Below are 14,148 nucleotides of genomic sequence, written 5' to 3' on the forward strand. Positions count from 1 at the left end.
GCGTAGGTTCCGAACCTGTGGCTGTTGGACGAGCTATGGCTGTTGGACGGCCGCGCGCTGGCGGGCCGTTCGTACGGCGGCGGAGAGATGGTCGATGTCGTAAGCGCCGTGGTGGCGTACTCCGTTGATGAAGAAGGTCGGCGTCCCGGACACGCCGCTGTGGTCGGCGGATTCCACGTCCTCGGCCACCCGCGCGGCGCCCACCCGCTTCCGCAGGTCGCGCTCGAAACGTTGGACGTCCAGGCCGAGCTCCGCCGCGTAGCCGACCAGATCGGAGGCCTTCAGGGCGTCCTGGCGTTTGAGGAGGAGATCGTGCATCCGCCAGAAGGCACCCTGGGCGGCTGCGGCACCGGACGCTTCAGCGGCCAGTTGGGCATGGGGGTGGACATCGGTCAGGGGCAGATGCCGCCATACGTAGCGGACATCCCCGAAGTCGGCAAGGAGAGCGCGGATGACGGGTTCCGCCTTGCCGCAGTAGGGGCATTCGAAGTCGCCGTACTCGACCACGGTCACCGGTGCGTCCCGGGCTCCACGGATGTGATCGCGTTCGTCGTCGACAGTCGCGGCCAGGTCGACGATGCCCTCCGTCGCGCCCAACAGTGCACGAATCTGCGTACGGCGCGGTAGCAGTCCGATCACGGCCGTGACCGCCCAGGTGAGGGCGAAGGCACAGACGACCGCTGCGAGGATGCCGATCTTTGCTTCTTCCAGCTGGTCGCCGGTGAAGGCGAGAGTCGCGATCAGCAGGGACACGGTGAACCCGACGCCCGCGATGGTGCCGCCGGCCGCCGTCGCGCCCCAGCCGACCGGCGGACGCACCCGTCCGTGGCTGAGCCGGCTCGCCAGCCACGACATAGAGAGGACCGCAACCGGCTTGCCCAGGACGAAGGCGAGCAGGATGCCCATGGTGACCGGCGACCTCATCGCAGCCGACAGCTGCTCGGCGCCGATGGGGATGCCCGTGTTGGCCAGCGCGAACAGCGGCACGATCACATAGCTGGTCCACGGGTGGAACATCCGCTGCAGCCGTTCGTTCGGCGAGATGGCCGATGCCAGTCCCTGCCGTACCGAGCGCTCGAGCTCCGGTGTCGGCTGTTCACGGAACAGCCGGAACAAGCCGCTCGCGCGCTCCAGGTCGCTGCGGGCCGCCGGATACGCATAGGTGAGCAGCCCGATGGCCAGACCGGTGACGACAGGGTCGACGCCGGACTTCAGCAGTGCCGTCCATGTCGCGACGGCGAGCAACGCGTACACCGGCCCTTGGCGTACACCGGCGGCCCGCAGCAGCAGAACGACGCCGAAGAGGCCCAGTGCCACCACGAGGGCAGCCATGGCGATGCGGTCGCTGTAGGCGACGGCGATGACGCCGAGCGCGACGAAGTCGTCGACGACGGTGACCGTGAGGATGAAGGCACGCAGGCCCGTCGGCAGGCGCGAGCCGAGCAGGGCAAGCATGCCCAGGGCGAAGGCGGTGTCCGTGGACATCGCGGCGCCCCAGCCGTGCACCGAGGCGTGGCCGCTGTTGATGCCGAGGAAGATGGCCACCGGTACGAGCATGCCCGCGATGCCGACGAGCACGGGCAGTGTCACGCGTCGCCGCTCGCGCAGCTCCCCCATGTCGAACTCTCGGCGTGCTTCGAGTCCGACGACAAAGAAGAACAGCGTCATCAGACCGTTGTTGACCCAGTCGCGCAGGCTGAGCGACACGCCGTGGGAACCCAGCTCGATCGACAGGTGCGTGCCCCAGAAGGCTTCGTAGGAGGCCGGCCCGATATTTGCCCAGGCAAGCGCCGCCACCACCGCGACCAGCAGGAACGTGGCACTGCCCGTCTCCGTCCGCAGGAAATCGCGCCACGGCGTTCGCATGTCGCCGCCGCAAACGGTCTGCCCGGACAGGCCGGGAGCCGCTGATGGTTCGGTCACTTCGTGATTCTCTCCCGCATCCAGTGGTTGGGCCTGCTGTCGCGCACTCGTCACCGTGTCGCACGCCGGGTCGCATCGCCCGACACGCCTCATGTCTCAGGGTTCGATGACGAGCAGTTCGATGTGGCCGCCGCGGAGCGTGAACTGGTAGCGCAGATCGACGACCCCGCCCGGGAAGTTGCCTTCGAGACGGTGAGTGGCGATGTAGCGGGTGCCGTCGACCTCTTGGGCACCGGTGATCTCGATGGTGTACGTGTATTCGCCGGCGGAGCGGGTCAGCCACTTCTCGATCGCTGCGCTGCCGTTGTAGGTGTGGCCGTCGTCGATCACCGTCGCGTCAGCGGCGAACGAGGTGATCGCGGTGGCGGTGTCGTGGGCGCGATGGGCCTTGAGGTAGCGGGTGATCGCCTCGGGGAGTGCGGTCGGCTCGATGGGCCGGCCCTGGGCCTGGTTGGCGTTCATGGCGGTCCTGACTGTGGTTGTCGGCGGACTTCGGACGGCGTGGTCTCAGGCCGCGTGGTTTCAGACGGCGGGGGTGGTGCCGCCGTCGATGACGTGTTCGGCGCCGACGATGGCGGAGGCGCGGTCGGAGACGAGGAAGGCAACCAATTCGGCCACTTCCTCGGGCCGGTTGGGGCGGCCGAGCGGAATGCCTCCGAGCGAGTCCATCAGCTGCTCCAGCGCCGCTTCGGGAGCGATGCCGGCGCCCTGCGCGATCCGGTCGACGAGGTCGTCGGCGGCGGTGGTCTGTACGAAGCCCGGAGAGACGGTGTTGACGCGCACTCCGTGCGGGGCGACCTGGTTGGCCAGGCCCTTGCTGTAAGTCGTCAGCGCGGCCTTGGCGGCGGCGTACGCAAGGGTGCCGTTCCACAGAGGCATGCGGCGCTGGATCGAGGAGACGTGCACGATCGCCCCTGTTCCGGCTTCGATCATGCCGGGCAGCAGGCCGCGGTCGAGGCGCACCGCGGCCAGCAGATTGGTGTTGAGCTCCTTGGCCCAGTCGTCCTCGCTGAGAGCGGCGAAGCCGCCGGACGGCGCGTCGGACCCGCCGAGATTGTGCACCAGGATGTCGACTCCGCCAAGGCGCTCGAGCGCAGCGCCGACGACGCCCGCGGCCCCTTCGGGGGTGGACAGATCTGCGCCGACAAAGAGCGTGGGGTCGAGGTCATCGGGCTTGCTGCGGGCCGTCACCAGCACGGTCGCGCCGGCCTGGCCGAGGCGCTCGGCGATGGCAGCGCCGACGCCCTTGGTGCCGCCTGTGACCAGAGCACGCCTGCCGACGAGGGATTCACTGAGAGGGGACATCACACGGGATCCGATCCCGGGCGCGGGCTTGCACAGCACCGCTCCCGTCGTAACTGCTAAAATAGAAGCTAGTAACTTCGACTTTAGCAGCAACTCATTGGGGATGGTCACCTTGGCGAGCCGGATCAGGCTGGAGGACCGCGAGTGCCCGCTGTCCACGACGGTGCAGCACGTCGGCGAGTGGTGGACGCTGCTGATCCTCCACGACGCTTTCGACGGCTACACCCGCTTCGACCAGTTCCAGGACAGTCTGGGCATCTCTTCGAGCATGCTCACCGCCCGGCTCAAGACCCTGGTCGCCGACGGCCTGCTGGAACGCCGCCCGTACCAGACCAACCCCGTACGCCACGAGTACGTCCTCACCGAACTGGGCCGCTCCCTGCGCCCGGTGATCGTGGCGCTGGCCGCATGGGGCAATGCCCGCCTCGACCCGTCCCAGCGCAGCATGATCCTTGTGGACGCGAGGAGCGGCGAGGAGGTCGAACCCGTAGTGGTCGATGCCGTGACCGGCCACCGGCTCGATGACAGTGGCGCGTACAGCTTCACCGCGGGCCCCGCCGCCAGTGACGCAATGCGCGCCCGCTACGCCAACAACCCCGAAGGTCGCAGACGACCGGCGTAGCCGCTTGAGGGGCGAGGCGTGCACCGGCGCCCCCGGCGCCGGTCGGCCAGCCGAGTCAGCTGCTCGCCGTGGGTTGCTCGGCGGGCTCGGGCACGATGCGGTGCAGACCCTTGCGGTCGTAGTACGTGGTCATGGCGAAGCCGAAGACCAGGGCGGCCACCAACCCGATGCCCATCATGGTCCAGCCCCGGGTGAGGCCGGCATCGGCGCGGGCGTCGAAGTACAGGATCGCCCGGACGCCGTCGGTGAGCTGGCGCATTGGCTCGAAGTAGGACAGCACGCGATAGAAGGTGGGCAGTGCCTGCAGCGGGATGGTGGCTCCGGAGGACGGCAGCGACAGGGCGATGAAGACAAACATGCTCATCAGCTGCCCGATCCCGCCGAACGCGGCGTTCAGGGCCTGCACGCCGACCCCCACCGTGGCTGAGGCGCACACCGAGAAGATCCAGAGCAGCGGGATGTGGGAGGCGTCCATCCCCAGGATCGCGACACTGGCGAGGAGGATCAGACTGGACGTCAGCAAGGACAGTGCGGCCGACATCGCGCAGGTGACCATGAGCGTCTGCGTGCGCGAGATGGGCACCGTGGGCCGCTGTCTGCGCAGCGGCCCGATCTCGCTGGCCGCGTAGCCGAGGCCGACGTCGACGCTGTTGCTGATCACGTTGCCGCCCAGGAAGCCGACCAGAACCAGCAGCAGCGTGTAGTAGAAGGCACTCAGCCCGAGGCCACTGTGCGTGCTGATCGGATGACCGACCTTCACCTCGACCGAGACCGGATCGGCGAGCAAGAGCCGCTCGGCGTTGGTCACTCGGCCGTCTCGGTCCCGGAGGCGCTCAGTGAGCGAGCGGCCCAGTTGCTTCGATGCGGCGTGTGCTGCCTGTTGGGCGATCGAGGTGGCCAACGACGCGCCCAGGCTGCCGGCCGAAGGATTGGTCAGCACGGTCATCGTCGGTCTGTCCGGGGCCTTTTTCCCGGTGGACTCCAGCGCAGCCACCGAGGCGGAGAAGTTCTGTGGCACCTCGAGGACGCCGTACAGCTTGCCCGAGGCCAGACCGTCTCTGGCCTCGGCCGCGTCCAGCACTCGCCAGGAGACCTGGTCCCTGGGGTCGGGTGAGGTCTTGATGCCCGCGGTGATTCGCGCTCCCAGGTTCACCCGCTGTCCCATCACCGTGGCGCCCCGGTCGGCATTGACCAGCCCGATGGGCATGCGATGCAGATCGCTGCGCGGGTTGAGGATGCCGCCCAAGTAGATGAGGGAGAGCAACAGGGACACCACTCCGACAATGACCGTGGGCAGCACCCAGATCTTCGGGTTCCGCAGCACCCGCCCCGCGGTCGTCCCCGGTGGGTGTTGGTTCGAAGGCATGACTCTCCTCGGGAAAGCAGCCGGTGTACTGAATGTCCGCACTCGGCCTTTTGCGACAGTTAAGTGAGGCCCGTAGGTGACGGCGAGACGCCTCGCCGGGTCGCTCGCGGGACGTTGTCGTCGGCGGAGTGCGGAGCCGAGGTCGCAGGCGCCATTCCGGTTGCATGAGAGCCGACCAGTTGACGGTGGGCATGCGGCGGCAGATCGAGAACCTGCTCATCCTGGCTGGTGGTGAGATCCCGGACCCTTGCTCATCGCCAATGCGGAGACGGTAACTTCCGGCTGACGGTCATGAGGTGCGGTGGCGGGTTCGGCGGGCGGAGCGGTCCGCGTCCCGGGCCCGCTCCCGCGCCTTGCTCAACGCCGGTGCGGGCAGTGCGCTGCGGCCCTCGGTCTCTCAAGGTGCCCGCTTGTTCATCCAGGACGTGTCTTCGCCGCTGTGTCCCAAAGATCCAGCCTCCCAGGCGCGCGCATCGCGGCGGGCATCCCGCACATCTCTCCACACGGCTGTTGCGGCGCGAGTACGACTTCTGCGCCGTCGTGCTTTCCAGTCGATCCAGGAGGCGAGCGCAATGAGCGATACAAGAGGCACCAGGAAGAACCACATGACTTGATGGTGCAGCAGTCGGCCGGCGCAGGCTAGATCCGAACGTACCCGGACTCTGCAACGTGAAGCCGCGAACGGTACGGGCATGCAGGGGAGTTGGTGGACCTCACCTACAAGACGACCGCCTCACGGTCACGACGCCACCCCGGACGACGGGCGCTATACCTTGCGTTGGAGCAGAGCCACGGTCAGACCCGAGAGGCGTTCCGTCCCGTAGTTCTTGTACAGAGTGCGCAGTACCCATGCCTGACTTGCCGGGACCGCATCCAGCGGATCCGGCTTGTTGCCCGGAACCACCAGCCAGATCCGGCTCTCGTCCTTCAGGCACCTGGCCGGCTCCAGGCAGTAGACCGGAAACAGCTCGTCGTTGTCGGCAGCCGGGGTGGCCAGGAAGACTTCCCGCATCTTCACGCCGCGCGGAAGGTAGTAACGAACCCCCTGGTCGAGCATCCAGGCCGGGCCCTCCCTGTTGTAGACCACCGCGTCCCCAGGGCGGTGGTACTTCATGATGACTTCCGCGGCTCCCACGTAGTCTGTTGGTACGTCGTCGTGGTGTGCGTACTCCTCTCTCAATTTGTGCTGGTCAGAGAGTACGAGCAGAGCGATTGCGGTCAGGGCTGCCGTGACCGCCACCCGGGACGTCGTCGCCGCGGCGAGCCCGGCCCCCGCCAGCACCGCCCAGGCCGGCAGGGTGAACAAGAGGTACTGGAAACGGAAGTAGGAGATGTCTCCGAGGGAGGCCACCCACACCACCAGTGGGGGCAGCACGGCCAGGGCGGCGCACAGCAGGAGGGCGTCGCGGCGCTTCTTGGGTGCCACCACCGCCAGCGCGATCACCGCTCCGGCACACAGGCCCGAGGCGAACACCTTCGGCCAGATATCGACCAGACCCCACGCGTCCGGCCGAGGGACGTACCAGAGCTGCCGGGACACCTGCGACCTGCCCGACAGCACCACCGGGATCACGCAGGCCGTACCAGCCAGGACCGCGAGGCAAAAGCCCCACAGTGCCCAGCGCTCGTGCCGAGCTCGCAGGACCGTTGCGACCAAGTGCGGCAGCAGGACGGTCAGCGCCACCAGATGCAGCAGTCCGACGACCGCCACACAGAGGGAATACCCTGCCCAGCGTCTCCAGCTTCGAGGCACGTCCAAGGCCCGGAGCAGCAGGAGTGTTGCCAGGCCGACTGCCAGGACCACCAGGGCATAACTGCGGGCCTCCTGGGCGAACCGGCTCACGGCAGGGATCAGGGCGAACAACAGTCCGCCGCACATCCCGGCACGTCGGCCGAACAGCCTCTGCCCGATCAGTGCCACAAGAGCTGCTGTTCCGGCCATGGCGAGCGCAGAGGGCAGGCGAAGGGCCAGGGACGAATCTCCGAAGACCGTCATCCACCCGTGCATCAGAACGTAGTACGTGCCGTGCACCGCGTCCACGTTGTGCAGGGTGGCCAGGATTTGCCCGAAGCTGCGCTTGGCCACGTCCCAGGTGACCAGCTCATCAGTTACCAACTGCGGGGCGTCGATGCGGAACCCGGTCACTGCCAGGGTGGCCAGCGTCGGCCACAGCCACAGCCACGGGCCGGCCGGCCACCTGGTGGGTGGTTGCTGCGCTTCGTTCGGCTGAACCTCTGGACCTTCAGTGGAACGGGTAAGAATCGCCATGGGACAGCCATATCGCTGCCGCGCAGCCTCCCGGGCCAGCCACAGGGTCATGGAGCCGCATTTCGCCCGATCGAGTGCGCAGGCACACGACCGCGCGGCGGGACATCGCACGGCGGCCGTTGCGATCACAGCGCAGGACATCCGTATGACGATGGCGTCGCCGGGCTGTTCCCGGCCTTTGCTCTACCGACGACGCTTTGAAGTCGAGCGCCGTCGGACCGCCATCGCGGCTCCGGCACGATGAGGCGCCGTACGCCAGTCTTCATCCCCGCCCTCCGCGCCAGCGGATGGCGACGGCACCGGCGAAGTCGCCGGCGTGGGCGAATCCCCCCAGCACCACCAGGTCGCCGTCCTCGAGGCGCTGCGAGCGGATGGCACGGTCCAAGGTGATCGGGATCGCCGCTCCGAATAGATTCCCGCATTGATCGAACGTGTGCAGGTGCCGTTCGGCCGGCAGTTGCAGAGCTTCGCGCCAGTTCCGCAGGAACGTTCGGTTGGGCTGGTTGGTGATGAACACGTCGATCTCGGTGGTGGCCACCCCGAGACGCCCGCACAGGTCCGTGACCACCTCCGGCACGAGGCGGTTCCCGCGTGCCAGGACTTTGGCGACGCCGGCCTCGGTGAATCCGATCCGCAGCTGGGACTCCCCGGGCTCCCAGTACTTGCGGCCGTCGTCGAGCATCACGGTCATGTCGCCGGCGTAGGCACCGATGTGCCGGGTCTCCACGTCCAGCACCGGGGCGTCGGCCGAGGTCGTCACGTACCCCACGCCGCAACCGTCACCCGGGATCGCGGCCTGGGCGAGCCTGCGCACCTCGGACTGGGTGAACCACTGGCCTGCGGCGCTTTGCGCATTGCAGATCAGGGCGGTCCTCGCATCGGTGGTGGTGAGCAGCCGACGGGCCAGCTTGAGCATGTACACGAATGACGCGCAGCCCGCGTTGGCCACGTCGATCAGCCATTCCGGGTGCAGTCCCAGCCGGCGTGCCACTTCGGTGCCCGCGCCCACGAACGGGAGATCCGGCACCTGGCTGTGCACCAACAGCACATCCACGTCGCGGATCTCATCCCTGCCGTGCCGTTCGATCAGGGGCTGAACCGCGCGCTCGATCATGTCCGCGTTGGTCTCGTCCGCGGCCACGTGGTGACGTAACGGCGGGACCTTGAACATGGGGTGGTCGCGGAGCTTGTCCTCGGCTCCGGGGTACTCGGTGTAGAACTCCGCGGGGACCGGCTCGCCGGGAAGGTAGCTTGCGACATCGGTGAGGCTGACCGTGTTCACCGCATCACCGCCGTCGCAGGTGCCACATTGACGGGCAGGCCGCCGCGGTGGCGGTGCTCCAGGATGGCCTTGAGGTTTCTCATCTCCACGGTGTGGCCCGCGTAGAACAGATCCCAGTAGTCGCCCACCCACGGTCGCTCCGGGCGGGGCGCCGTCTCGGGGTGGGGGTTGTCGTCGTAGTACGGGTGCCGGCAGTTGGTCCAGGTGATCACCGACCCCGGCTTGTTGAGCACGAGCGGGGCCGGGACGACGCGCATCAGGTAAATCATCCACAGCTTCTCGCCCTGGTCCCAGGAGCAGTGGTAGTCCACCGTCATCGCCTCGGGGTTGGCCACCACCTTGCAGTAGATCCTGGTGTCGTCCTCCAGCCGGTCGTGGCCGACCCACAGTCCTGGGGTGCCGGCGGGCGCGAAGTCCCGCAGGCTGCAGGTCCATTCCTCCAGGTGGTGGCCCTGGCGCAGGTAGTCGTAGGCCTGCTCCGGCGGACAGTCGACGTGCTCGTGGATGGTGCAGTACTGCCCGTAGACCTGGTGGTGCGGATAGACCGCGCGGGTGAGGTCCATGCAGTGGGCGGTCAGCTCCTCCTTGCCGGTGTTCTCGATCCGCATCAGGCCGGGGATGTCAGCCAACGTGGACGGGTCCGCGCTCATCGGAACTCTCCTCGCTCTCGGTGCTTTCAGTGCGTTGAGTGCTTTCGGTGAAGGACAGGAAGGGAAGGAAGGGCGGGATCTCCCGGGCGTCGCAGTCCAGCGAGATGAACGCCGGGCCGCTGCGCGCGTTGCTGCGCAGCAGCGCCTGGCACAGTTGCGCGGCGTCGCCGGCCCATGTGGCTCCAAGGGCCGGGAAGGCGGCGGCCACCCCGGCGGCGATGTCTGTCCGGGCGAACAGGTCGTTGCTGCGGACGCCGCCCTGGAAGAGCTCTTCGCGGATGGCGCACATGCCATGGGCGTTGTTGTTGAAGATCACGAAGGTCACGGGTGCGGCGTACTCAATGGCGGTGTGCACTTCCATCCCGTGCATGAAGAACGCTCCGTCGCCGGCGAGCACGTAGGTGCGTTGGCCCGTGGCCAGCGCGGCGCCGATGCCGGCACCGAAGGTGTAGCCCATGCCGCCCATGCCGACCGCCACCACGAAGCGGCCGTGGCGCGGTGCCGGAAGCAGATGGACCGCGCTGGCCCCTGCGTTGCCGGCGTCCACGAAGACGTGCGCGTCCTGGGGGAGTGCCGCATCGACCGCGGCGACCGCCTCGGCGTAGGAGACGGTTCCATCACCGGCCTGCGCAACCGGCGCCGGTGGGGGCGTCGGTAGGGGACCGGCGTGCTCCGGGCAGGGAAGCGGGCGTGACGGGAGCTGCCGCGCCACTGCACGCAGCGTGTCCCGCAGGTTCCCGCCCAGCGCGATGCCCGCCACGAACGGCGGTTCGGGATCGATGCAGACGACCGGGGTGGCGGCCAGGGCCTGGTCCAGTCCGCCGCGTGCCAGTACCGGCAGCCGGGTGCCAACCAGCACGCAGAAGTCGGCCCGCCGCAGACAGTCTTCGACATTTGCATGCCCCATCACCCCGGCTACACCTGCGAACCGGGGGTCCCGGTTGTCGAACACATCCTTGGCGTCCGGAGTGACCGCCACCCAGGCCCCGAGCCGCCGGGCCAGCTCCGCCAGCTCCGCGCGCGCATCCGCGGCGGCCACCCCTTCACCGGCGATGACGAGGACACGGCTCGCGCCGCGAAGCGCGGCCGACACAGCATCCCGGGCCTCGGCTTCGAGCCCCCCAGTGGATGCGGCCGCCGCGGTCGCTGCCGGCACGAGCGGCGTCGGCACGAGCGGCGGCGGCGTCACACCGCGAACGGGCACCTCGATCTGTGCCTGCTGCACGTCCTTGGGCAGCAACAGCACCGCCGGCCCCTTCGGATCGGTCTGTGCCGCCGCGACCGCCCGGGGCAGCAACTCCGCGAACGCGTCCGCGTCATCGACCCGGGCGCACAACCGGGAGACGGGTGTGAACACTTCCATGGCGTCGAATGAGCCTGCCTTGCCGCTGGAGTCCTGGAACGCCCCCCGGCCCTCCTGGCCGGTGGGCGGCTGTCCCACGAGAGCCAGCACCGGCACCCGTGAGGCGTACGCCTCCGCCAGACCCGGCACAAGATTCATCGCGCCGCCGCCCGAGGTGGCTGCGACAACGCCGAGGTGCCTCGTGGCGCGGGCGTATCCGTCGGCCATGGTGGCGGCGGAGAACTCGTGCTTGGCGACAACGCCGCGGATGGTGCTGCTGCGGTGGACGGCGTCGTACAGGTCCTCGATGTTCGCACCGCCGACGCCGAAGAGGTGGGTGACGCCGGCCCTGGTCAACTCTGCGACCAGGTAGTCGACAAGGCGTACCCCGCATCCCTCGCGAATCTCGCGTGGCGTGGCTGTCATACGGAGCTCCTGTCAGCTTGGTCGGGCTGGACCATGAGGCCGGACGGCGAGATGATCTGAAAGCGGTGTCGGTACTCGTTCGGGGTGAGTCCCAGGGCTCGTCCGAAGGAGCGGAAGAACGTCTCGGGGGCCGCGAATCCGCAGCGGCGCGCTACCTGGCCGACCGTCAGATCGGTGGTCTCCAGCAGCTCGCGGGCGCGGGCGATACGCGTCCGCTCGACGTATTGGCCGGGGGGCGTGCCCACCTCGCGCCGGAACACCCGGGCGAAATTGCGCAGGCTCATATTGGCCCGCTGGGCGATCTCGGCCACGGGCAGCGGGTCCTCCAGGTTGTCCAGGATCCACTCCTGTGCGGCCCGGATCGGCGCGTGATCGGCCAACTGGGCGTCGAGGACGGCACTGAACTGCGACTGTCCTCCGTGCCGCTTGAGGAACAGCACCAGAAACCGTGCTATCTGCAGCGCGAACGCCGCGCCGTGGTCGGCCTCCACCAGAGCGAGGGCCATGTCGATGCCGGTCGACACTCCCGCCGAGGTGACGAACCGGCCGTCCCAGATGAAGATCGGCTCGGGGTCCACCGTCACGTTCGGGTAGCGGTAGGCCATCTGCTCGCAGTACGCCCAGTGCGTGGTGGCGCGCCGCCCGTCGAGCAGGCCCGCCTCGGCGAGCAGAAATGATCCGCCGCATACGGACGCGACTCTCCGCGACCGGGCGGCGGCCTGGCCGATCCACGAGACCAGCTCACGGTTCCCGAGCGCGTCGTTCAGGCTCCATCCGCCCGGGACGAGGAGGGTGTCGATCGGGCCCCGACCCGCCTCCAGAGGGGCGGCTTCGATCACCAACCCTGAGCTGGTCCGCACCAGTGGCGCATCGGTGGAGACGAACTCGATCCGGTAGGGGGCACCCGACTTGGGGAGCAGCCGGTTGACGGTATCGAACACTTCAATGGGTCCGGTGATGTCCAGGGCCTGCGCACCGGAGTAAACAACCACCACAACACGTCGCTCTAACACGGTCACAGCCTGTATCCGGCGTCGAACTGGCCGCAATGACAGCTTGTTGACGAATCCGGCCAACAGGTAGTCAGCGACTGCTGGAGCGAGGCGCTGACCAGGCAGTTCGCGCACATGACTGGCAGGCGTGGGTGAGGTAGGTCACAGCAAGTCCCGCCGCCCGCGCAGGGGCGGTGAAGGGGCGGAGGCCAGGGGGTGTTGCTGATCCGTTCGCGATCCGCCGCCTAGGTCCCCGAGTCGGTATTTGTCACCGGCAATGGGATCGGCAGAGCAACTGCCACCGGACACGCCGCTGAAGGCACCGGAGGACACCTTCGATGAGTTGGTCGAACGCCGGGACGAATCCGCTGTACTCCTGAAGGGTGACGCAGAGTTTTTCCGACCTTTGTCGCGCATTGGCGGGGAAGGGATTCGGAGGCCCAAAAGATCGGCGGCATCCCGCGCGGGCGCCGCACGTCAGAAGTGGAGTCGGCCTTGGCGCCTGTACCGAACGGCCTCTACATGATCGCCCGTCCTGGCGAGCAACTGCTCACGCTGGACGGAGAGGAGCCCAAGACACCCGTTGTCCTGCTGCCGCCCACCGGCAACCCCGGCGAGCAGGAGTGGCAACTGGAGGAGCTCAGTAACGGCAACTGCACGATCCGCAATCTCAGGACCCAAACGTATCTGTCCTTCGACGGCGACCCGGAGATGAACAAGCCGGTCGTCGGGTACCCCGAGCCCCGCGAGTGGACGCTCTACCAGAGCGCGCAGCCGCACACCTTCCACGTCGTCGTCCCTGGAGGCCCCGTCGACGGCCAGGAGCTGGCCCTGGACCTCGGCCTGCTGAAGATCTTCCCTCCCCGAACCGCCCTGAGGCCACTCGACGTCAACGACCGACGCCAGGCGTGGACCTTCCAGTTCACGGAGTAGAGGCGCGAACTGGGTGCCCGGGTCGGCGGCCGACCCGGGCACCGCCCCGAAAGTGCGGCCCTGCGACGACAGCCCGGCTGCGGTGATTCACCGGGAATCGCCACGACCCAGTACGGCCAGGCTTGATGGTGGAGCTCTGGCCACTCGATAGGGGGACAAATGGTTCATACGTTCACATATGGGCTATGTCCTTCTGTGCACGCATATGCCAAACTCGGGAAGGTTCTCTGTGACAAGCACTCGCGCAGCACAACAGCGCCACGGCGCGGTCATCCAGCCGCGCTCACGCGCGGACATCTACTTCGGCGACTGGCGCGCCCATGGCCTGGAGGCGGGCAAGTTCTTCCCCGCCACTCAGTCCGGCTTGCGCGACCCGTACGCCGCCGACGACACGAGGAGCGCGACGCCGCCTCCAGACGGGAAGATCGCAAGCGCCGGCCAGGACTTCGCCGCCGAGCTCGACGAAGCCCGCACCGACTGGCAGAAGACACCCGTTAAGGCCGGCCAGCAACTGGAGGTCGCCTGGACGTACCACGCCCGGCACCCGACGCGCCGCTGGAACTACTTCATCACTCGCAACGGCTGGGACCCCAACCAGCCGTTGACCCGCGCGCAGTTCGACCTGGCGCCCTTCCATCAGGTGCAGAACGCCTGCCAGCCGTTCTGGTCCTGCGGCGATGAACTCATGCCGCCCGACCCCACGACGCACAACCTCCCCCTGCCGCAGCGCAGCGGCTACCACGTCATCCTCGCCGTATGGGAGGTCGCCGACACCGGCAATGCCTTCTATCAGGTGATCGACACCGACTTCAGCTGACCCGCTCCAACGGCGTCCGCCCACTCTGCCCGCGCGGCGCACCAAGACCGTACCCAGAGGTCGCGCACGTGTGGGCCGAGTCCCGGCTGATTCCGAGGTCTTCCTGGCTACGCCCAGAATCGTCGCCACCAGCGGTTTCCTAACCTGGGGACCCGCTGGTGGCGACCGGACCGACGACGTCGGCGTACGGAGGTTCACCGGGAATGTCCACGCTTCTACGC

General features: G+C 68.0%; 12 protein-coding genes. 3 read left to right on the forward strand and 9 right to left on the reverse strand.

The genetic code is table 11. The features are described from left to right. Positions 1 to 33 precede the first annotated feature (33 nt). From nhaA to ACFWDI_RS04150, 3 genes are all read right to left on the reverse strand, one after another. On the reverse strand, positions 34 to 1,866 hold the full coding sequence (gene nhaA, locus ACFWDI_RS04140) for a Na+/H+ antiporter NhaA (RefSeq protein ID WP_385301239.1): 1,833 nt from the start codon (positions 1,864 to 1,866) through the stop codon (positions 34 to 36). Positions 1,867 to 2,019: 153 nt separating this feature from the next. Beyond that, positions 2,020 to 2,385, reverse strand: a complete 366-nt coding sequence (locus ACFWDI_RS04145; protein WP_385301187.1) for a nuclear transport factor 2 family protein — start codon at positions 2,383 to 2,385, stop codon at positions 2,020 to 2,022. A gap of 60 nt (positions 2,386 to 2,445) precedes the next feature. Further along, entirely contained in the window at positions 2,446 to 3,228 is a 783-nt protein-coding gene (locus tag ACFWDI_RS04150) for an SDR family oxidoreductase (protein WP_385301188.1), read from the reverse strand. A gap of 103 nt (positions 3,229 to 3,331) precedes the next feature. Between ACFWDI_RS04150 and ACFWDI_RS04155 the strand changes: the two genes are divergently transcribed. Further along, on the forward strand, positions 3,332 to 3,850 hold the full coding sequence (locus tag ACFWDI_RS04155) for a winged helix-turn-helix transcriptional regulator (protein ID WP_385301189.1): 519 nt from the start codon (positions 3,332 to 3,334) through the stop codon (positions 3,848 to 3,850). A gap of 55 nt (positions 3,851 to 3,905) precedes the next feature. Here ACFWDI_RS04155 and ACFWDI_RS04160 read toward each other — a convergent pair whose 3' ends face one another. The 6 genes from ACFWDI_RS04160 to ACFWDI_RS04185 all read right to left on the reverse strand — a co-directional run bounded on the left by ACFWDI_RS04160 (position 3,906) and on the right by ACFWDI_RS04185 (position 12,198). Continuing rightward, complete coding sequence (locus ACFWDI_RS04160; RefSeq protein WP_385301190.1) at positions 3,906 to 5,216, reverse strand: DUF3533 domain-containing protein; 1,311 nt, start codon at positions 5,214 to 5,216, stop codon at positions 3,906 to 3,908. 766 nt (positions 5,217 to 5,982) lie between these two features. Continuing rightward, positions 5,983 to 7,485 (reverse strand): glycosyltransferase family 39 protein, encoded by a 1,503-nt coding sequence (locus ACFWDI_RS04165; protein ID WP_385301191.1) that lies wholly within the window; start codon positions 7,483 to 7,485, stop codon positions 5,983 to 5,985. A gap of 262 nt (positions 7,486 to 7,747) precedes the next feature. Beyond that, positions 7,748 to 8,767 (reverse strand): 3-oxoacyl-ACP synthase III family protein, encoded by a 1,020-nt coding sequence (locus tag ACFWDI_RS04170; RefSeq protein WP_385301192.1) that lies wholly within the window; start codon positions 8,765 to 8,767, stop codon positions 7,748 to 7,750. After that, positions 8,764 to 9,417: an SRPBCC family protein gene (locus ACFWDI_RS04175; RefSeq protein WP_385301193.1), complete on the reverse strand. Its 654-nt coding sequence runs from the start codon at positions 9,415 to 9,417 to the stop codon at positions 8,764 to 8,766. Before ACFWDI_RS04175 ends, ACFWDI_RS04170 begins: the two co-directional genes overlap by 4 nt. Continuing rightward, positions 9,389 to 11,185, reverse strand: a complete 1,797-nt coding sequence (locus ACFWDI_RS04180) for a thiamine pyrophosphate-binding protein (protein ID WP_385301194.1) — start codon at positions 11,183 to 11,185, stop codon at positions 9,389 to 9,391. The genes ACFWDI_RS04175 and ACFWDI_RS04180 overlap by 29 nt, the downstream gene beginning before the upstream one ends. Continuing rightward, entirely contained in the window at positions 11,182 to 12,198 is a 1,017-nt protein-coding gene (locus ACFWDI_RS04185) for a GlxA family transcriptional regulator (RefSeq protein ID WP_385301195.1), read from the reverse strand. Before ACFWDI_RS04185 ends, ACFWDI_RS04180 begins: the two co-directional genes overlap by 4 nt. A gap of 474 nt (positions 12,199 to 12,672) precedes the next feature. On the opposite strand from ACFWDI_RS04185, the gene ACFWDI_RS04190 reads away from it, so the two are divergent. Next, positions 12,673 to 13,110: a hypothetical protein gene (locus ACFWDI_RS04190; protein WP_385301196.1), complete on the forward strand. Its 438-nt coding sequence runs from the start codon at positions 12,673 to 12,675 to the stop codon at positions 13,108 to 13,110. A gap of 229 nt (positions 13,111 to 13,339) precedes the next feature. After that, complete coding sequence (locus ACFWDI_RS04195) at positions 13,340 to 13,927, forward strand: lytic polysaccharide monooxygenase auxiliary activity family 9 protein (protein ID WP_385301197.1); 588 nt, start codon at positions 13,340 to 13,342, stop codon at positions 13,925 to 13,927. Positions 13,928 to 14,148 lie beyond the last annotated feature (221 nt).

This window comes from Streptomyces sp. NPDC060064 (genome assembly GCF_042736455.1).
Lineage (GTDB): Bacteria > Actinomycetota > Actinomycetes > Streptomycetales > Streptomycetaceae > Streptomyces.